The 19466-nt window shown below is 35.7% G+C and carries 17 protein-coding genes; all 17 read left to right on the top strand.

What is annotated here, in order from left to right:
- The first annotated feature begins 6 nt into the window (after positions 1 to 6).
- A complete protein-coding gene (locus NQ163_RS11595) occupies positions 7 to 942 on the top strand; it encodes a polysaccharide deacetylase family protein (protein WP_268190484.1) in 936 nt (311 codons plus the stop codon).
- Positions 939 to 1556 carry a hypothetical protein gene (locus NQ163_RS11600; protein ID WP_268190485.1) on the top strand — a complete coding sequence of 206 codons (618 nt, stop codon included), beginning with the start codon at positions 939 to 941 and terminating at the stop codon, positions 1554 to 1556. The genes NQ163_RS11595 and NQ163_RS11600 overlap by 4 nt, the downstream gene beginning before the upstream one ends.
- 7 nt (positions 1557 to 1563) lie before the next feature.
- The gene (locus tag NQ163_RS11605) at positions 1564 to 2535 is read left to right on the top strand and encodes a GNAT family N-acetyltransferase (RefSeq protein WP_268190486.1); all 972 of its coding nucleotides are present in this window, start codon (positions 1564 to 1566) and stop codon (positions 2533 to 2535) included.
- Positions 2536 to 2541: 6 nt separating this feature from the next.
- A complete protein-coding gene (locus NQ163_RS11610; protein WP_268190487.1) occupies positions 2542 to 3606 on the top strand; it encodes a glycosyltransferase family 4 protein in 1065 nt (354 codons plus the stop codon).
- A complete protein-coding gene (locus tag NQ163_RS11615) occupies positions 3587 to 4771 on the top strand; it encodes a hypothetical protein (protein ID WP_268190488.1) in 1185 nt (394 codons plus the stop codon). Before NQ163_RS11610 ends, NQ163_RS11615 begins: the two co-directional genes overlap by 20 nt.
- A gap of 108 nt (positions 4772 to 4879) precedes the next feature.
- The gene (locus tag NQ163_RS11620) at positions 4880 to 5578 is read left to right on the top strand and encodes a WecB/TagA/CpsF family glycosyltransferase (RefSeq protein ID WP_268190489.1); all 699 of its coding nucleotides are present in this window, start codon (positions 4880 to 4882) and stop codon (positions 5576 to 5578) included.
- Positions 5579 to 5759: 181 nt separating this feature from the next.
- Positions 5760 to 6872, top strand: coding sequence for an MraY family glycosyltransferase (locus NQ163_RS11625; protein WP_268190490.1), 1113 nt, complete (start codon positions 5760 to 5762; stop codon positions 6870 to 6872).
- A gap of 311 nt (positions 6873 to 7183) precedes the next feature.
- The gene (locus tag NQ163_RS11630; protein ID WP_268190491.1) at positions 7184 to 7963 is read left to right on the top strand and encodes a polysaccharide biosynthesis/export family protein; all 780 of its coding nucleotides are present in this window, start codon (positions 7184 to 7186) and stop codon (positions 7961 to 7963) included.
- Between the two features lie 115 nt (positions 7964 to 8078).
- Positions 8079 to 8432 (top strand): four helix bundle protein, encoded by a 354-nt coding sequence (locus NQ163_RS11635; RefSeq protein ID WP_268190492.1) that lies wholly within the window; start codon positions 8079 to 8081, stop codon positions 8430 to 8432.
- A gap of 134 nt (positions 8433 to 8566) precedes the next feature.
- Positions 8567 to 10966 (top strand): GumC family protein, encoded by a 2400-nt coding sequence (locus NQ163_RS11640; RefSeq protein WP_268190493.1) that lies wholly within the window; start codon positions 8567 to 8569, stop codon positions 10964 to 10966.
- Positions 10967 to 11304: 338 nt separating this feature from the next.
- Complete coding sequence (locus NQ163_RS11645; RefSeq protein WP_268190494.1) at positions 11305 to 11691, top strand: BT0820 family HAD-type phosphatase; 387 nt, start codon at positions 11305 to 11307, stop codon at positions 11689 to 11691.
- A 287-nt stretch (positions 11692 to 11978) separates the two neighbouring features.
- Positions 11979 to 13265, top strand: a complete 1287-nt coding sequence (locus NQ163_RS11650) for a cytochrome b N-terminal domain-containing protein (protein WP_268190495.1) — start codon at positions 11979 to 11981, stop codon at positions 13263 to 13265.
- A 19-nt stretch (positions 13266 to 13284) separates the two neighbouring features.
- Positions 13285 to 13743, top strand: a complete 459-nt coding sequence (locus NQ163_RS11655; protein ID WP_268190496.1) for a QcrA and Rieske domain-containing protein — start codon at positions 13285 to 13287, stop codon at positions 13741 to 13743.
- A complete protein-coding gene (locus NQ163_RS11660; RefSeq protein ID WP_268190497.1) occupies positions 13743 to 16037 on the top strand; it encodes a multiheme c-type cytochrome in 2295 nt (764 codons plus the stop codon). The genes NQ163_RS11655 and NQ163_RS11660 overlap by 1 nt, the downstream gene beginning before the upstream one ends.
- Before the next feature lie 219 nt (positions 16038 to 16256).
- On the top strand, positions 16257 to 16934 hold the full coding sequence (locus tag NQ163_RS11665; protein WP_268190498.1) for a DUF554 domain-containing protein: 678 nt from the start codon (positions 16257 to 16259) through the stop codon (positions 16932 to 16934).
- 44 nt (positions 16935 to 16978) lie between these two features.
- Entirely contained in the window at positions 16979 to 18418 is a 1440-nt protein-coding gene (locus NQ163_RS11670; protein ID WP_268190499.1) for a RapZ C-terminal domain-containing protein, read from the top strand.
- 218 nt (positions 18419 to 18636) lie between these two features.
- Positions 18637 to 19356 carry a nucleotidyltransferase family protein gene (locus tag NQ163_RS11675; RefSeq protein ID WP_268190500.1) on the top strand — a complete coding sequence of 240 codons (720 nt, stop codon included), beginning with the start codon at positions 18637 to 18639 and terminating at the stop codon, positions 19354 to 19356.
- Positions 19357 to 19466 lie beyond the last annotated feature (110 nt).

Below are 19466 nucleotides of genomic sequence, written 5' to 3' on the forward strand. Positions count from 1 at the left end.
TCAAGATTGAAAAAACTTTTAATATTCCTTATAAAGAATGTTCTTGGGAGCTTTTTATTTTTTTTTGGAGGAGTACACATAATAAAGTACCTTCTTCGTAAGAAAAGATATTATATTGTTTTAAACTATCATAACTTCTCAAGATACAACAATTATAAAATAAATCGTGGTGATATACTAGAAATAGGCTATGAAAGAAATTTTGAAAAGCAAGTCTGTTTTCTAAAAAAGCATTTTCAATTTTGTTATCCTGAAGAATTTTATTGTAAAAATACTGCTCGAGGAATTATTAATATACTATTGACTTTTGATGATGGTTATAAAGACAATTATGATATTGCTTACCCAATATTAAAAAAATACAAGATTCCTGCAGTTTTCTTTATTGTAAGTTCAGTCCCTAATACTAATTCTTGGCTTTGGCATGATAAGGTTCGATTTCTAGTTACGAAGAACAAACTAGATGCCATTGAAGCTGAAAAAGAACTGGTAAAATTGAATGCAGGAAAAAAAATGAATTCAAAATTTATTGAAAAGATAGATGAATTGAGTAAAGAGTTTCCCGACAAACGCCTCATGATGAATTGGAATGAGATTAAAGAATTGGCAGAGAATGGCTATGTTATTGGTTCACACACACACACTCATTCTCCAATCCTATTTTTAAATTCTATTAATAGGAAAAAGGAATTACAGTCTTCTATTAAAATTATTTCAGAAAAAATTAATAAAACAGTTTCACAATTTGCTTACCCTAATGGTCTATATGATAATGATTGTGATGAACTGATGTTTGAATCAGGAATTAAAATTTCTTATACTACAGACAAAGGTTTTAACCAAAAGAATGATTCATTTTTACGAATTAAAAGAATTGGAGTGAATGCATCAGATTCAATTGGAGTACTATTGTTAAAATTATTTTTAAATAAGGATAAATGAATATTAAGGCAAAATTTAAGCAATATGGTTTAAAAAGTAGTTGCAGTAGAAGTTTGAAATTTTTATTAAGACGAATAGGCATAGATTACGAATCGTATTATTTAATGGTCAACAGAATAGATATTGATGAGATAAATCGTAAAATGGAAAAATTCGATTTTTCTGATGTGGAGGAACTTTCATTATCAGATTTTGAGAAAGGTGATCCAAATGATTTTACTGCGTCAAAGTTTGAGTTAATAAAATCTCGATTTGAATCAGGAAAATATTGGGCATTTGGAATTATAAAAAATGATATGTTGGTTTATTCTTGTTGGATAAATACTGCAGAATTGCAATTTCCTACTAGATTTTTTAAAAGGTTTCCCTTTAGAGCAGATGAGGGACTGTTACAAGATGCATATTGCCATCCAGACTATAGAGGGAAAAAATATCATTCTAAAATGAACTTATATAGACTATTTAAATTATATGAATTAAAAAAGAAAAAGGCAATAGTTATTGTATTAAATGATAATATTCCCGCATTTAAATCACAGTTAAAATCCGGATTTATTGTTGAAAATAAAATAACTTTTTTAAAAATTTTAAATAGAATATTCTTGTTTGATTAGTAATATTATGATTAAAGTATCACAGGCTCGTTATTTTGAAATTCAGTCTAAATTTTTGCAAATACCATATAGTCAATCCAAAGATTGGTATGAGTATTTATCTTTAGGAAGAGAGGAAATTCTTTTTTTTGTTGATAATGAAATAGATCCAATGATTATGTTTTTTGGTAAGAAAATAAAAGTTCCTTTTTCCACAAAAAATATTTTAATTATTGATACTCCATTGATAAAATCAAATTTTACAGAAAAAACAATAAGGAAACGATTGCTTTCTTTACTTGAGCATGACTTTATTGGTTTTGAAATTGATTCCATTTCAGAGTATGATGTTGAATATGAAGTTGGCTTTAGGCGAGCTGGTTTTATAAGACCTTTAGCACTATCTAAAAGTCCTCTATCCATAGATTTAAACCTAGCTACTTCCTTTAATTATGATTCGAATTGGAAAAGAAATGTTAAAAAATCTAAAGAGGCAGGAGTTATTGTTGAAGAAATATTAAATCCTACTAAAGAGGACGCGATTCTTTTTGTTAGGTTATTTGAGGACACTAAAAAACAAAAAAAATTAAAATATTCGTTGGACTCAGAGGCTATTTATAGATTGATCAGAAGTGATAATATTAGAATGTTTTATGCAAAGAAGGATGACATTGTACTTTCTGCTCAAATCTTTTATCACTACAATTTGCATTGTTATTCAATTTATAGAGTGAATAGTATAGCTTCAAGAAGTAATAATTCGTCATATGTGCTTTATGATGAAATATTTAAAAAACTTTCAAGTGAGGGGTTTTTAGCTTATGACTTTGGTAGAATTCCTCCAAGTAATCATGCTACAGATTCTGTATATACATTTAAAAACGCCTCTCGAGGACGGAAAGTACAATATAATGGAGAGTGGGTTTTTTATAAAAATAAGTGGATAGAATATTTAATGTTTTTGTACAAACAATTTGTATTAAAAAAGCAGCGTTATTAAGAATTTATGATAGTAAAAGTATTGGTGCTTACTCCAAAGTTTTCGGTTGCAGGTGGAGTTTCTGAGTTTAATAGGATGTTGTTTGATTATAGTAAAAATGACCTTGTTGCATTCTATTTAACTTCCATAGGGAAATCTGCAAATGCCATTCAACAAATAGTCTATACCATTTGGGATTTTGTTCGTTTTTTCTTCACACTGGCATTTAAAAAAATAGATGTCGTTCATGTTAATCCATCCTTAGGAAAGAATGCTATTCGTAGAGACGCTATTTTTATTTGGATTGCAAAATTATTTAAAAAAAAAGTATTTGTGCATTGGCATGGTTGGAATCCAGATAATGAATTTTTATTGGATCAATACAATAAGTTTTTAAAAAGAACCCTTTTTAAGGCGGATCATATAAAGTTTCTGGCTTCTTCGTTTCAGGATAAATTTATAGAAAAAGGATTTGAAAATGTTACAAGTCTTGGCAATACTTTTATTGATAATACCTTATTAACATTCAAGCCTAAAGAATTAAACGCAGATGATAAAATTAGAATTTTATTTTTATCTACTATTTCGAAAAACAAAGGGATTCATAAAGCTTTAGATGTTTTTAAGTTGATAAAAAAAGATTACCCACAGACTGTGCTAATTATTGCAGGTATAGGTAGTGAATTAGAGGCACTACAAAAAAGAGTAGATAAGGAGCAGGTTCAGGATGTTGAATTTAAGGGATATGTGAAGGGTGAGGAAAAAGGGAAATGTTATAGTGAGGCTGATATGTATTTATTTCCTTCTGAATATGAAGGAATGCCCACATCTGTAATTGAAGCCATGGGATTTGGATTACCTATAGTGTGTAATTCCGTTGGAGCATTACCTGATTTTTTTAAGAATGAAAAAATGGGTTATATTTTGTCTAGTAATAAGGTTGAGGAATATAGACTATATTTATCGAAATTAATTGAGAAAATACCAAATACCGCTATTTCTACATATAATTCAAACTTCGTGAGCAACAATTTTCTTGCAAGTGTTTCTGTTAAAAAAATTGATGAAGAGTATGAAAAATTATTTTGCTAATAGCTTTGTTAGTTTAGAATCATATTGTAAAAATCAAAATTTCAAAGGTTGGGATCCTTACGACGGTCTCAACTCTAAAATTTTTCAAGCACTTCCATTAAAAAAATCAGCCTTGTGTCGTTTAATCATGATACAAGGCTTTAAGAGGAGCCCTATTAATTTTCGAAAACTATTTATGGTTCCTAAAGAATACAATTGCAAGGGATTGGGATTGTTTCTTCAAGGATATTGTAATTTGTACAAAGCGAATACCTATTCAGAATTGGATATACAAAAGGTAGAAGTTGAGGAGAAGATTCGATTTTTAGCCGATTTGTTATTAGAGAAAGTTTCTTCAGGTTATTCAGGAGCTTGTTGGGGCTACAATTTCGATTGGCAAGCACGAAGGTTGTTTTTATTTCCTAAAAATACCCCAACAGTTGTAGCCACCTCATTTGTGGTGCAAGCTTTGCTTGAGGCATACCAAGTTACAGGAAACAGGAAATATAAAGAAACTGCTTTGTCAAGTGCAGAATTTATCCTGAATGATTTAAATAGAAGTCGAAAACGGGAAGGTTTTCTTTTTTCCTATTCTCCTTTGAAGGGAAACGATACTGTGTATAATGCCTCTCTGTTAGGAAGTAAAACACTGGCGCTTTGTTACCAATATTCTAAGCAGAAACGGTTTGTTGAAGCAGCTCGAGAATCGGTTTTGGCATGTATCAATGCGCAACAAGAAGATGGCTCTTGGGTTTATGGTGAACTCCCTGTCCAAAATTGGATAGATAGTTTCCATACTGGGTACAATTTGGATGCTTTAATTACTTACCAGAAGTGTACCGGAGACCGTTCTTTTGAGGGAAATATTAAAAGAGGTTTTCAGTTCTATATTCAGAATTTTTTTGAGGATGACGGTACACCAAAATATTATCACAACAAGACCTATCCAATAGATATTCACTGTCCTGGTCAATTGCTGGTTACATTATCAAGACTTGGAAAGATGAAAGAATACCAGGAATTGGCGGATAAGGTTTTGGATTGGACCATTGAAAACATGCAGGATAAGAAAGGTTATTTCTATTACCAGTTAAAAAAAGGTGTCAGTTCTAAAATTTCTTACATGCGTTGGAGTAATGCCTTCATGTTTTACGCCATGTCTTTCTATATTTTAGACAGGAATTAAAAAAACTTCACTATAGATAATTTGATTACAATAATAAAATGGATTCAAATCAAAATAATTGATAACCTTTTTGTGTAATCTTTTATCATATTCAGACCTACTTTTATTATGAATTACAGATCATTAAATGATGTAAAAACATTCGGATTCTCAGATCGTGAATCTTTGATCAAGCTCGCAGGAGATCAAAAAAAAGCATTAATAGCTGTTAATGCAGAAAAGATTTTGCATGCAAATGATTTAACACGATCATTAATTAACCGGAATATTGGTTATTCTGATGGAATGGGTGCCGTTTGGGCATTGAAAAAAAAGGGATTGAAAGATGTGATTAAAATACCAGGTTGTGAGCTTTGGTTGGATGTCGTTAAATACTATTACTATGAAAAAAGTTTTTACCTAATTGGAGGAAAACAAGAGGTAATAATACAAACGATCGATCAAGTAAAGAAACAATTTCATGGGATTAATATTGTTGGTTTTCGTAATGGATATTTGCAATCAGAAAAAGAACGTGAAGACCTTATTAAAGATGTGGCAGCAAAAAAGCCAGACATTGTTTTTGTGGCAATGGGATCTCCTAAACAGGAGTTATTGATACGAGATATGCAGAAGATTCATTCAGCTGTTTATCAAGGTTTGGGGGGCAGCTTTGATGTATATACTGAAAATGTGAAAAGGGCACCTCATTGGTATGTGAAAAATAATTTAGAGTGGGCCTATCGTTTGGTAAAGCAGCCCATTCGAATTTTCCGTCAATGGCATTTGGTAAAATTTACCTGGAAATTGATTTTAGGAAAATTATAAAACGATTTATCTATTCATAATAAAAAGAATCCAATCATTTATTACTCAATAAATAATTGATTGGTATTCTTGTAGCCTCATACAGTAAGGTATTTTAAAGTACTTTATACAATCTTACTATTGGATTAATTCTCCAATACCTAACCTTATTTACGATTTAAACCACAAAACTTTTCTAATCATGTTATCACATGAAGATATTCTATTTTTGGCATTTGCCTTTCTAATTTCGTGGATGTCATCCTACTTAAGTATTCCCTCTATCGTAACGGTTGCGAGGGCAAAAAACCTTTGTGCAGAGTCAATTGCTCGTAGTTCTCATTCTGGATGGGTGCCTAACTTGGGAGGGGTTGCTCTGTTTGCCAGCCTTATGCTCGGCATGAACTTTTTTGGGAATGGCACAGATACAAATGATTTCCATTGTTTAATGGGCGGTATGGTCATCCTCTTTTTCTTTGGGATAAAGGATGATGTATTGGTTCTGGATCCTGTAAAGAAGTTGGCGGGCCAGGTAGTGGTCAGCTTGATTATGGTCTACTTTGCCGATGTTCGCTTGGATCATTTTCATGGTTTTTTGGGCTTGCATGAAATTTACTATCCCATTAGTCTATTGATAAGTGTATTTGCCATGGTGGTAATTATCAATGCCTACAATTTAATAGACGGAATTGATGGATTGGCATCGGGTGTCGGTTTGGTTTGTTCCGGAAGTTTTACAATATGGTTTGTGATTAATGGTTTTTATACCCAGTCATTAATAGGAGTCTCTTTAATGGGAGCCCTGTGCAGTTTCTTTTATTTTAATGTATACAGCAGGAGAAATAAACTGTTTATGGGTGATACGGGTTCCATGATAGTTGGCTTGGTTTTGGGCTATTTTGTGATGAAATTTATACAGCTAAATGGAGCGGAAAATCTGAAATGGCAGATTGGAGCATCACCGGCAGTTGCCTTTGGAATTTTGATTGTACCATTATTTGATGTAATTCGAGTGATGATGGTTCGCATTTCCCGCAAGCGATCTCCCTTCCATGCCGACAAATCGCACATTCATCATTTGTTGTTGCGAGCAGGGTTCACTCACAAAGGTGCCAGTTTTAGAATTATATTTGGCAATATTGCTTTTGTAGTTCTTTGTTATTTTGGTAGAGATTGGCATTCGGAAATTTTGTTTGCAGCAGTTATTGGTTTTGCAATAGTCTTAACCATGTGGGTAATTCATATGGCTAAAAGAAGAAGAGTAATTCGATTTGTTTTTCCTTTTGGATGGGTAAGGAGAAGGAAGGCAGCTTAGCATAGGGATCAGTTATCAGTAAACATTGAGTAATTGATAAGGATTATATAGATAGGTCGATTTTGGAAGTTGGATGGTTGAGTTTTTAAGTCGCAGATTGTTAAGGCTTTTGTGATTATTATGATTTTAAAAAGTGTTCACGTTTCCACATTTTTACCTCTTCACTTTTCAAGACTTTTGGACCTTCCTTTTCCGCCCTGGCTTTACGCGAAGAGGGATTGATTTTAGACATTGGACTTTTTAACTATTTATTAATAATTCTTACTTTACTTTTCCTATTTTTGCAGACTTACATTTATAGTACAATAAACATGAACAAACAATTCCTTTTTATTCTCTTGATGGCAGGATTATTTTTCTCATCCTGTAAAACCAGCAAGGATTTGGTTTATTTGAACAATACCAGTGATGAAGAATTGCTGGAAGGCATGCCTGGAACCATTGCAGAATATGTGATCAAAACCAACGACAATTTGTATGTGGACATCCAGTCCATGAGTCCCGAGGTGAATGCTATGTTCAATCCTACCAAAACCGCTGGGGCTAGTGGAGGTACACAGCAAAACTTCGGAGAACCTTCTTCTCAGTATTTGAATGGTTTTCTTGTGGATTTGTCAGGAGACATAAGCCTGCCTGTAATTGGTAAGGTAGGAGTTGCCGGGAAAACTTTAAACCAGGCCAGGGAAGCCATTCAGCTTCGGGCAGACGAATATATAAAGGATGCTAGCGTAAAAGTAAAACTCTTGAGTTTTAAAATTACGGTTCTGGGAGAGGTGAAAAAGGCAGGAGTGTATTACAATTACAACAACAATATGACCGTTCTGGACGGAATATCGATGGCCAATGGAATTACCGATTACGGTAGAATCCAGAAAGTATTGGTGATGAGAACCACCGATAAGGGAGCAAAAACCTATCGTTTGGATTTAACCAACAAGAAATTCTTATCCTCAGATGCATTTTTCCTGCAGCCCAATGATGTAGTCTATGTAGAACCAGACAAATACAAGAACGTGAAATTGAATTCACCAATGTATACCTTGTTCCTGTCTACGATTTCGACACTGATTTTGATTTTGAATGTGTTGTAGGAAAGTATAAAAGTAGAAAAGTACAAAAGTTAAAAAGTATAAAAGTTAAAAAGTATAAGGGTTAAAAAGTAGAAAAGTTAAAGAGTAGAAGAGTAGAAAAGTTAAAACGGAAAAAATGGCTACAGTTAAATATTTTGAGGATTTAATGATTTGGCAGGAATCCCGAAAGCTTGTTAATGATATCTACAATCAGTTCAAAATTTGCAGGGATTATGGGTTTAAAGATCAGATTCAGCGGGCTGCAGTTTCTGTCATGAATAATATCGCTGAAGGATTTGAGAGAAAGTCTAATTCCGAATTTAAACGCTTTTTAGACATTGCAAAATCGTCATGTGGCGAAGTGCGTAGCATGCTTTATCTGGCTGAAGATATGGAGTACATTGAGAAGGAAAACGCTGAAGCATTGCGAAACGAATGTAAATTACTAGCAGGAAGTATAGTTAAACTAAAAAAATCCATGAACTATTAAGCGAATTATACTTTTATACTCTTCTACTCTTCTACTCTTCTACTCTTCTACTCTTTAACTTTTCCACTTTTTAACCCTAAACCTTTATTAAAAAATAACCGCCTCTGTGCGGGCATGAAATATACATTATCTCTATGAACAACAACATGAACGAAATGATGGAATTCTTCGAAATGGAAGAAGGAACCAACATCAAAGATTTTTTATATCGTTTACTTTCCAAATGGCACTGGTTTGTGCTATGTGGATTTTTGGGAATCGCACTGGGATACACCATCAGCAAATATTCGAAAGAGGTTTACGATGTCCAATCTGTTGTGTTGGTTGAGGAGGAATCGAAAGGAATGGGCGTAGAGAACCTGTTTGAAGGCATGGATTTGGGGAGTAAAACCAATATTCAGAACCATGTAGGGATCTTAAAATCGTATACCATTAACTTGCAAACTCTGAAAAATCTGGAGTGGAATACTACTTGGTATAAGGAAGGTACTGTTTTGGATAGTGATTTGTATAAGGATGCTCCTTTTGAAGTTGTGATTCCGACAGGAATCATCAATCCAACAGGCTTGGAGATTTATATTGTTCCTGAGAGTGAAAATAGCTATAACATTAGTGCAAATGGAAAAGTATATTCAAAAGGGGGCATAAAAGAGATTGAGTTTTCAGGCAATGGACAATTTGGAAAATTATTTGAGAATGAATACTTCTCTTTCACCATTAACAAGAAAAAGCAAAATCCTTCGGGCAAGTATTATTTTGTATTTAACGAAATTGAAGGTCTTGCGTTGAGTTATGTAAGACGACTTAATGTTAGTCTTGTAGATAAAAAATCAGATCTCATCCAATTAAAAATACAAGGGAATAAACCTGCTCGCCAGGTAGATTATCTGAACGAACTAACAAAAGTGTACATGCAGTTTGGTTTGCAACAAAAAAACAAAACTTCCTTGAATACGGTTCGTTTTATAGATGATCAACTAAGTGGAATTGTGGATTCCTTAAAAACTGCAGGTAAGAATTTTACAGATTTTCGTACCAAAAACAAAACCATTGATTTGAGCAAGGAGGCAGAAATGGTTTCTGAGAAAATTTCGGAATTGGATGCACAGGAAACAGCCATAAAATTGAAGGTAGAGTATTACAAAAATCTGCTAAGCTATATGAATGATGCAGAAAGCATGGATAAGATTGTAGCTCCTTCTTTTATGGGAATTGCCGATGCAGCTTTGAATGCTCAAATTGTAAAGCTGGGAGAATTGTACTCTCGTAAAACTACACTTTCTCAAATTGCCAAAGAGAAGAATCCAAGTTTGATTCTATTGAATGAGGAGATTAAAAATACACTTTCTGTATTGGAAGAGAATGTGAAAAACTTATTGCACAATACGGAAACAGAATTCAAGGCACTACAAAGAAAAATGGACGAAGTGAGTATGCAGCTGGCTTCATTACCCGAAACTCAGCAACAGATGGTGAACATCAAGCGAAGTTTCGATTTGAACAATGAGCTGTACACTTTCCTTTTGAAGAAAAGAGCGGAAGCGGCCATTACCACTGCATCGAACATTTCTGATGCCAGGGTATTGGATCCTGCCCGTGTAAGAACAGCAAAGAAAGTAGGTCCTAAAACTGCTTTGAACTTAATGGTAGGATTGATTTTTGGGCTGGCATTGCCATTCTTAATCATTGTAATTGGGGACTATTTTAATGATAGCATCAAATCGAAAGAAGACATTGAAAAGGAGAGCAAATTGCCAATTATGGGAGAGATTGCTCACAACAGTTACCAATCGGAATTGGCCATTGTAAAGCATCCGCGTTCGGGTATCGCTGAATCCTTCCGGGGATTGCGTACCAATTTGCAATACATGTTCAAACAACAAAAGGATTGTAAAGTACTGGCTCTTCACTCCATGATTCCAGGAGAAGGAAAGACATTCAATTCTGTTAACCTGGCAACCATTATTGCCATGGACAGCAAAAAAGTATTGTTGGTGGGTTGCGACCTTCGTAAACCTCGTTTACACAAGGTTTTTAATGTGGACAACAAATCTGGTTTATCAACATATCTAATTGGTCACCATACACTAAAAGAGATTGTTCACAAAACAGAAATCAATAATCTATCCTTTGTAAATTCAGGACCTATTCCGCCAAACCCTGCTGAATTGTTAGGTAATGAGGAATTTGGAAAATTCATTGAAGAAGCCAGGAAAGAGTTTGATTATATCGTATTGGATAATGCTCCTGTAACTTTGGTTACGGATGGTATTTTAACCGGTAAACATGCCGATGCCAACCTGTTCGTTTTGCGTCAGGGATATTCCAACAAAAACCAAATCAAATACATCAACCAGGTGGCAGAAAAGGAGAGCATCTCTCAGATTGGTATTGTGTTGAATGATGCCGTTTACAATGGTTATGGCTATGGCAACAACTATGGCAGCTATGGCTATGGCAATGGTTACTACGACGAAGATCATGGGAACCACAACTGGCGTAAGAGATTGCTATCAAAATTCTCAAAAAACTAATACAGTAAACAGTTATCAGTAAACAGTTAGCAGTTATCAGTAAACAGTTAGCAGTTATCAGTAAACAATGAAGAGGTGGGGGTTGGGAGTTGGTTCTTTAACTTCCTCCCGATGATTAGGGATGCTGGTCCCGAGGCTTCGGGATTTAACTTTTCTACTTTAGCAGTTAGCAATGAATAATTAGTAATGAATAATGAATAATGAATAATGAGGAGGTGGGGATTCGGGATTATACTTTTCCACTTTTCTACTTTTCTACTTCCTCCCGATGATTCGGGATGCTGGTCCCGAGGCTTCGGGATTAAACTATTCGACCATTCAACTTTTAGACTTTATTTATGATTATAGCAGTAGATTTCGACGGAACCATAGTAGAACAAAAATATCCCAAACTGGGGAAGGAGATTCCTTTTGCCACATCAACCCTTAAACTATTGCAGGAAGAGGGACACAGGTTGATTTTGTGGACCTATCGTGCTGGCCGGGAGCTGGACGAAGCCGTAGCATATTGCCGTTCCAAAGGTTTGGAATTTTACGCCATCAACAAGAACTACCCGGAAGAGATTTTCGATGAGAGCATCAGCCGTAAAATCAAAGCCGACATGTACATCGATGACATGAACTATGGCGGTTTACCCGATTGGGGTGAAATCTACGAAGGAATACAGGGAAGGAACAAAAATGGTAGGTCGAAGAAAAAGAAAGGCTTCCGTTTATTTGGATAACATACAACTGATATAGGTTCTCTTGAACCATTAAAAACGCTCTTTACCTTGGTGAAGAGCGTTTTTTTTACCTGGAATATTTTTAACTAATTGATGAAAATTCCAATGGGGTGTGGTTTTTGAAAATGTCAATGAATCGCATTTTAATGGCATATGCCTGGAATAAATCCAGGCAGTGTCAAACTTTCAACAAGTAATTCCTATTCAAAGAGTGCTTTGTTTCTTTTTTTCACATTCAATGCATTTTCGCTTTCTTTGTATCCTTACATCAAAAGCAGGTTTTAGTAATGGCGAATAAGGAAAATGGGCAGAGAATCCCTTCATCTCTTGAGAGGTTTATACTACATCTTCATCCAAATAAAATTGATAGCAGAGCGATAAAATTCAACAGAACATTTGGATTGGGAGGAATACTTGCCTTGCTATTTGTGATCATATCATTAAGCGGCTTAATTCTTAGGTTTTCTTACATCCCTACAGTAGAACATGCTTATGATTCCATTATTGGAATTAGAGACAATACTTTGCTTGGACAGTTCATTCGAAACTTACATCACCTATCGGCAAAACTGATGGTTCTTGTCTCTTTTTTGCATTTGATTCGAGTATACTACTCACAAAGTATTTTTCAGAAAAGAGCAGAAAACTGGACCTATGGCTTATTGCTCTTCTTCTTGGTATTGGCCTCAAGTTTTACAGGCTACCTTTTGCCTTGGGATCAATTGGCCTATTGGGCAGTAACTGTAATTACTCAAATTGTAGAATACATCCCTTTAATTGGTGATTCGCTGGCATACCTGCTACGTGGAAGCAAGTCTGTTGATGGCAACACCTTAATTAATTTCTATACACTGCATACCGGAATTATTCCTTTGCTTTTTGTGATTTTAATGAGTGTGCATTTCTGGCTGGTGCGTAAAGCTGGCGGTGTTGCATTGCCCAAAACGGAAGAAAAAAAGACTGTAGATGTTATTCCAAATCTATTGTGGAAAGAGATCATGCTTGCCAGTATTGTAATTGGGGGATTATTTGTCGTATCGGTCTTTTATGAAGCACCCTTATTGGAACAAGCCAATCCCTTAAAAAGTCCTAACCCAAGTAAAGCACCCTGGTACTTTTTGGGCGCTCAAGAACTTCTATTGCATTTGCATCCTTTTTTTGGTGCTGTAATAGTACCATTTTCTGTGGCCTTGTTCTTTTTTGGCCTGCCTTACTTTCGATACAAGAATGTAAACATTGGAGTTTGGTTTAATTCTTCACTTGGCAAGAAAATGAGTATTCAATCAAGTGTAATTGGCTTTGTATTTACCTTCATATTAATCTATGCTTTAGATCACTTCTTGCATTTCGATATTTGGTTTTCCGGTTTGCCTGGTGTAGTAAGTACCGGTGTAATTCCATTTTTACTGTATATTTTACCCCTTGCGGGATATTTGCTGTTTTGGTATAAAAAACATAAGGCCAATAATACTGAAATGATCATGGCGTGTACCAGCATTTTGTTATCGTCTTATGTATGCATGTTAATCATTTCACTACTGCTAAGAGGGGAAGGAATGCAACTGGTATTTTAATTTTTGAATAGAGAGACTGATGAAACTGAACCGAAGGAAATTCATAAAACGCATATTAATAGTTGCAGCATCGATAGAAGCAATATTTTTGCTGAAAGATGGAGTAAATAAAATTGATACTTCTTCTTCCAAAGATTTGTTTAATGCAGGAAAAGCTGATTCATTCGAAAAAAATAGACTATATCCATTTTCTACTGGCCAATTTTTTCTGAAGAGATTTGAGGATGGTGGATTTCTGGCCATGTCGGTAAAATGCACACACCTGGGATGTGTGGTAAATGCAAATTCTAAAACCGGAGGATTTAATTGTCCGTGTCATGCTTCACAGTTTAATAAATTTGGGGAAGTACTATCGGCACCCGCTACACGACCTTTAGATATTTTTCCTATAAGCATTGAAAAGGGGGAAATATTGGTAGATACCAGAAAGCCGGTGAAAAGATCAAGTTATAACAAATCGCAGTTAACCTACGCATAATGGAAAATCGAAAAAGAACAGAACGAATTAGTTTTTTAGCTATACTGGTAGCATTACTTTCGATTCCAATGTATCTGCTGCTTAAAACCTATGGCAGTGAGCAGAATGTTTCACATGAAGCTACTTATGTAGGACGGGAAACTTGTATTGAGTGTCATTTAAACGAATACAACGATTGGGTAGGGTCTGACCACGACAAGGCAATGGATCATGCCAATGACTCTACCGTATTGGGAGATTTTAGCAATAAAACAGTTGAGTACAATGGAATGACCCATAAGTTGTACAAGAAGAACAATCGTTTTTTTGCTTTAACAGATGGAGAAGATGGTACATTGCAGGAGTTTGAAATTAAATACGTATTTGGATATTATCCATTACAGCAATATTTGGTTGAATTCGACAAAGGAAGATTTCAGTGTTTGCCATTAACATGGAATTCGAAGGATAGTGTTTGGTATCATATGGCCAATGCCGTGTACAAAGATGAAATCATCAAACATGACAATTGGTTGCATTGGACCAACCAGGCTCAAAACTGGAATGGGATGTGTGCAGATTGTCATTCTACCAATTTGGTAAAAGGATACGATTCTAAAACCGATACCTATCACACAACGTGGAGCGAAATAGATGTGAGCTGCGAAGCTTGCCACGGACCAGCTTCCAAACACCTTGAGTGGGCCAACAAGGCTGAATATGCCCGTGAAACGGATAACAATTTTGGCTTGGTGGTTAAAACCAGTGGAATTGACAATAAGGAGTATGTTGATCTTTGCGTGCGTTGTCATTCTCGTCGAGGGTCTTTATCCGATTACCATCACTCTGCAGATCTTTACAATCACACCATTCCGGATTTGCCAACAGGAGAAGACTATTTTATTGATGGTCAGATCTTGGATGAAGATTATGTGTACGGATCATTCACTCAGAGTAAAATGTACATGCGTGATGTAAAGTGCAACGATTGTCACAATGTTCACAGTACAAAACGTTTGTTTGAAGATAACAGGTTGTGTACTCAATGTCATCGCGCTGATGATTACGATACTTACAATCATCATTTTCATAAATCGAAAGGGGAAATTGGTAAGGCCGTAATTGCTGACGATGGCGTTAAATTCGAAGTTGGAGAAGGAACAAGATGTATCAACTGTCACATGCCGGCACGTTTTTATATGGGACCAGATTACCGAAACGACCACAGTTTTAGAATTCCACGACCAGACTTAACGGAAAAGCTGGGAACTCCGAATGCGTGTAACCAGTGCCATGCTGATAAATCAACTAAATGGGCCATTGATTACGTAAACAAATGGCACGGGATCAGTCGTCCTGCACAATACGGAACCGTATTTAAAGAAGCGCAAACAGGCAGTCAGGAAGGTTTTAATGGTTTGGTACACATCTATAATGATGAAGTGTACCCTGAAATTATTCGTGCCACGGCAATTCAATTGCTCGGAGCCAATTATCAATCTCAAAGCAAAGAGATTTTGTTCGAGGCCTTAAATAATTTCAATGGTCATATTCGATACAACGCCATTCAAAACCTTCAGATGGATGACCAGCAATCATTCAATAAGGTTCTGGAAATGCTTGGCGATCCTTCCAAAGCAATTCGAGTGGCGAGTGCAACAAAACTGAGTGCGATTGCCAAAGATCAAATTCCTCAGAAATATCACGAACAGCTAAAAAAAGCGACCAAAGAGTATTTGGAAACATTGGAATACAATGCTGATTTCCCTTCAGGAAAATTTAATTTGGCAAATTTCTATTACAATAGCAATCAGACTGATAAGGCTGAGGAATTCTATGAAAGAGCCATTGAGCAAGATGAATTACTGCATCCTGTAAAAATCAATTTGGCAATTTTATACAACAACAAAGGAGAGCACAAAAAGGCAGAAATTTTATTGAAAGATTACCTGAAACATGTTCCCAACGATGGTGCAAGCATGTTTACCTATGCCTTATTCTTATCGGAGCGTCAACGATATGATGAGTCAATGGAGTATCTGCTAAAGGCAAGTAAATTATCTCCTGATAATCCACGCATTTTCTACAATGTAGCCATGATGTACGATTTTAGGAAAGATAGAGAGCAAGCTGTTAAATATTTGCAGTCTGCCATTGAGATCAATCCGGAAGATCAAAATTATTATATAGCCTTGCTGAATTTACGTGTGAAATATGGACAAAGGAAAGAAGCTAAGGATCTGGCAAGGAAAATATTAAGAAAGTTTCCTGATATTAACGACAGGGCAAATATTGAAGCCATTATTAATAATTAGTAGGCAGAAGAGTTGTGCGTTTGTTAATCAATTGAAATTCAGTTTTACCACAACCCTAAAAGGAGCCTGGATTTAAACGACTTCCCTTTAGGGAATGTAAGGGTAAAAGTCGTTGAGTATGCAGATGAATTACTTTTTGGACAGCCTCTTTTTGTAATTCTATACCTTGCTTCCATTAATTTATTTAAATTAGTTGTTTCGATATCAAAATGAAGATTTATGATAGGAACTCTGGTCAACGTTGGAGCAATAATTTTAGGAGGAAGCATCGGACTTTTATTTCGGGCAAAAATTCCTGAACGTTTATTTAAAATTGTATTCCAGGCAATTGGTGTATTTACCCTTTACCTGGGAATTAGCATGGCACTAAAAGCAAACGAATTGCTGATTATGGTGTTTAGTTTGGTGTTGGGATCTTTGTTGGGAGAGTTGCTGCGTTTGGAAGAACGAGTTGAGAACTTAAGTGAAGGCCTGAAGAAAAGAGTTGGCAGTGGAGATGCCAATTTTTCAACAGGCTTACTGACTGCATTTATGCTTTTTTGCATGGGTGCAATGACCATTGTTGGAAGCTTAGAGGAAGGCATGGGCAAAGAACCAACTTTATTGCTAACCAAATCATTAATGGATGGCATATCCTCGGTAGCCTTGGCGGCAGTAATGGGAATAGGAGTTTTGTTTTCGGTTGTGCCCCTGTTAATTTACCAGGGAGGCTTAACCCTTTTGGCAGCTTTGTTTGGCGACATTATTCCCCAAATTGTAATCGATGAAATAACAGGAATAGGAGGGGTGTTAATAATTGCTTTAGGGATAAGCATTTTAGAGCTTAAAAAAATTAAAGTTTTGAATATGTTACCCGCAATTTTAATTGAAATACTTCTGTGTTATATCTTTTTATAAATTTGTAAATCCGCATATCAGGATAACTTCAAAAAAATATTGAATTGAAACAAGAAACTAAAAACGCGTTAATCAGCTTGTTTGAAAAATGGGCAGGAGATAAAGTTGTTGAAACAGAACTTCTTCCGCAATCTGGTTCGTACCGGGAATATATACGAATTATTGGTGAAAAGAGAACAGTACTTGGAGCCTTTAATGCCGACCTAAAAGAGAATCATGCTTTCATAAGTTTTAGCAAGCATTTTTTATCTAAAAATTTACCAGTTCCCGAAATCTATCATCAAGATGATGAAAATGGATTGTACCTTTTGCAGGATTTGGGAAAAACCACCCTGTTCGATTACATATTGCACCTTCGTGTTGGTGAAGGATTCGCTACCGATTTGGTCTTGATTTACAAGAAAATCATCAGTCAGCTGGTGCGTTTTCAGGTTGAAGGTGGAGAAGGATTGGATTTCTCGGCATGTTATCCACGTGATAGCTTCGATAAGCAATCGATGATTTGGGATTTACATTACTTCAAGTATTATTTCCTAAAATTGGCCAAGATTCCGTTTGATGAGCAATTACTGGAAAATGACTTCCAGAAATTTTCGGATTACCTCCTGGATGCACCAAGAGATTACTTCTTGTATCGCGATTTTCAGTCCAGAAATATCATGTTGGTGAATGGTGAACCATGGTTTATCGATTACCAGGGAGGAAGAAAAGGAGCTTTACAGTACGATTTGGCATCCTTACTATACGATGCGAAAGCAGATTTGCCTCAGGAGGTAAGAGATGAATTGTTTGACCATTATCTTCAAGAGGTTCAGAAAGTACAAGAGGTGGATTCGAAAGCCTTCAACTCATTTTTCCAGGGATATGTGTTGATTCGCATTATGCAGGCCATGGGAGCTTATGGTTTTCGTGGATTTTACGAAAGAAAAGAACATTTCCTAAAATCGATTCCATATGCATTAAAGAACCTGGAAACCATATTGGGAAGATTGGATATGCCTGTGGAATTACCGGAGTTAACCAAAGCGCTAAATGAAGTGGTAGGTTCGGAATTTTTACAGCAAGTAGGCCAGGAAGAAGAGGTAAAACTACATGTAGAAATCAACAGTTTCTCCTATCGCAGGGGAATACCATTGGACAAGTCAACCAATGGAGGAGGATTCGTTTTCGATTGTCGTGCCATTCATAATCCGGGAAGGTATAAGGAGTATGTGGAAATGACAGGAAAAGATCAGCCGGTAATTGACTTTTTTAAGGAAAAGAGTGAAATGGATGAATTCCTTACATCGGTTTATGCGATTGTAGATATGAGTGTTGACAAGTACATCAAGAGAAAATTTACCAATTTACAGGTGAGTTTTGGATGTACGGGAGGTCGACATCGCTCAGTTTTTTCAGCCGAAAGTTTAGCCAAACATTTGCGTGAAAAATTTGATGTGAATGTTAGTTTGCGACATATTGAAAGAGAAATAGAGGGGAGTTAAAATGAGTAAGAAGCGTTGTAAATTGTCACCGGAAGAGTATGCGGAGAAGGTTTGTAAAACGGAACAATTTGTTTGTCCGAAATGCAATAGAGTAGCGAAAAGTGCCAAGAAACTTTGCAAGGCGAAAAAGATAGAAATAGATAAAGACAGAATATTTTACAGATAGTTACTGATAACTGTTTACTGATCACTGTAACCTGAAAAGAATGTTGAATGCAATGATATTTGCCGCAGGATTGGGCACAAGGTTAAAGCCTTATACCAATACCAAACCAAAGGCTTTGGTTGAACTTGCCGGCAAACCTCTGCTCGAAAGAGCCATTATAAAATTAATAGATTTAGGCGTTGATCGTATTGTGATTAACGTGCATCATTTTGCAGATCTGATTGAGAAGTTTTTAGAAGAGAAGAATTATTTTGGAGCCGACATTCGCATTTCAGATGAAAGAGAAGCGCTTTTAGATACTGGAGGAGGATTAAAGAAGGCGAAAGAATTATTCATTCCCGAAGCTCCAGTCTTAATTTATAATGTAGATATTCTTTCTTCCATTAATTTGGCTGATTTGATTAAAGAACATAAATCAGCGAAAGCTTTGGTAAGTATGGTGATGCGAAAGCGCGAAGGCAGTCGTTATTTGTATTTCAACCATGCGAAACAGCTAACGGGTTGGAAGAATTGCAAGACCGAAGAGGTGAAGCAGGCTAGAGCTGATATGAATGAATCAGAGCCATTGGCATTTAGTGGCATTCATTTAATCGATCCAAAACTCTTTGATTTGATAGAAGAAGAGGGAAAATTCTCCATTATCGATTTGTATCTGCGATTGGCAAAAACTGAAAAAATGTTGGCCTACAATGATGAATCAGATTTGTGGTTCGATTTGGGTAAACCAGAGCAACTGCAGAAAGCAGAAGAGATAATAATGAATAATGAATAATGAATTGCACTTCATGGTCTGCACAGACCAAAATTCTCTCCTTCAGGAGAGATGTCCGGTAGGACAGAGAGGTGTTTACTATTAGACTTTTGAGACTTTAAAAAATATAA

This window comes from Marinifilum sp. D737, from assembly GCF_026672275.1.
Taxonomy (GTDB): domain Bacteria; phylum Bacteroidota; class Bacteroidia; order Bacteroidales; family Marinifilaceae; genus Marinifilum.

Excerpts from the sequence above, each read along its gene's own strand:
- NQ163_RS11600 (WP_268190485.1), top strand. The coding sequence starts at position 939 with ATGAATATTAAGGCAAAATTTAAGCAATATGGTTTAAAAAGTAGTTGC.
- NQ163_RS11605 (WP_268190486.1), top strand. The coding sequence starts at position 1,564 with ATGATTAAAGTATCACAGGCTCGTTATTTTGAAATTCAGTCTAAATTT.
- NQ163_RS11610 (WP_268190487.1), top strand. The coding sequence starts at position 2,542 with ATGATAGTAAAAGTATTGGTGCTTACTCCAAAGTTTTCGGTTGCAGGT.
- NQ163_RS11615 (WP_268190488.1), top strand. The coding sequence starts at position 3,587 with ATGAAAAATTATTTTGCTAATAGCTTTGTTAGTTTAGAATCATATTGT.
- NQ163_RS11620 (WP_268190489.1), top strand. The coding sequence starts at position 4,880 with ATGAATTACAGATCATTAAATGATGTAAAAACATTCGGATTCTCAGAT.
- NQ163_RS11625 (WP_268190490.1), top strand. The coding sequence starts at position 5,760 with ATGTTATCACATGAAGATATTCTATTTTTGGCATTTGCCTTTCTAATT.
- NQ163_RS11630 (WP_268190491.1), top strand. The coding sequence starts at position 7,184 with ATGAACAAACAATTCCTTTTTATTCTCTTGATGGCAGGATTATTTTTC.
- NQ163_RS11635 (WP_268190492.1), top strand. The coding sequence starts at position 8,079 with ATGGCTACAGTTAAATATTTTGAGGATTTAATGATTTGGCAGGAATCC.
- NQ163_RS11640 (WP_268190493.1), top strand. The coding sequence starts at position 8,567 with ATGAACAACAACATGAACGAAATGATGGAATTCTTCGAAATGGAAGAA.
- NQ163_RS11645 (WP_268190494.1), top strand. The coding sequence starts at position 11,305 with ATGATTATAGCAGTAGATTTCGACGGAACCATAGTAGAACAAAAATAT.
- NQ163_RS11650 (WP_268190495.1), top strand. The coding sequence starts at position 11,979 with ATGGCGAATAAGGAAAATGGGCAGAGAATCCCTTCATCTCTTGAGAGG.
- NQ163_RS11655 (WP_268190496.1), top strand. The coding sequence starts at position 13,285 with ATGAAACTGAACCGAAGGAAATTCATAAAACGCATATTAATAGTTGCA.
- NQ163_RS11660 (WP_268190497.1), top strand. The coding sequence starts at position 13,743 with ATGGAAAATCGAAAAAGAACAGAACGAATTAGTTTTTTAGCTATACTG.
- NQ163_RS11665 (WP_268190498.1), top strand. The coding sequence starts at position 16,257 with ATGATAGGAACTCTGGTCAACGTTGGAGCAATAATTTTAGGAGGAAGC.
- NQ163_RS11675 (WP_268190500.1), top strand. The coding sequence starts at position 18,637 with ATGATATTTGCCGCAGGATTGGGCACAAGGTTAAAGCCTTATACCAAT.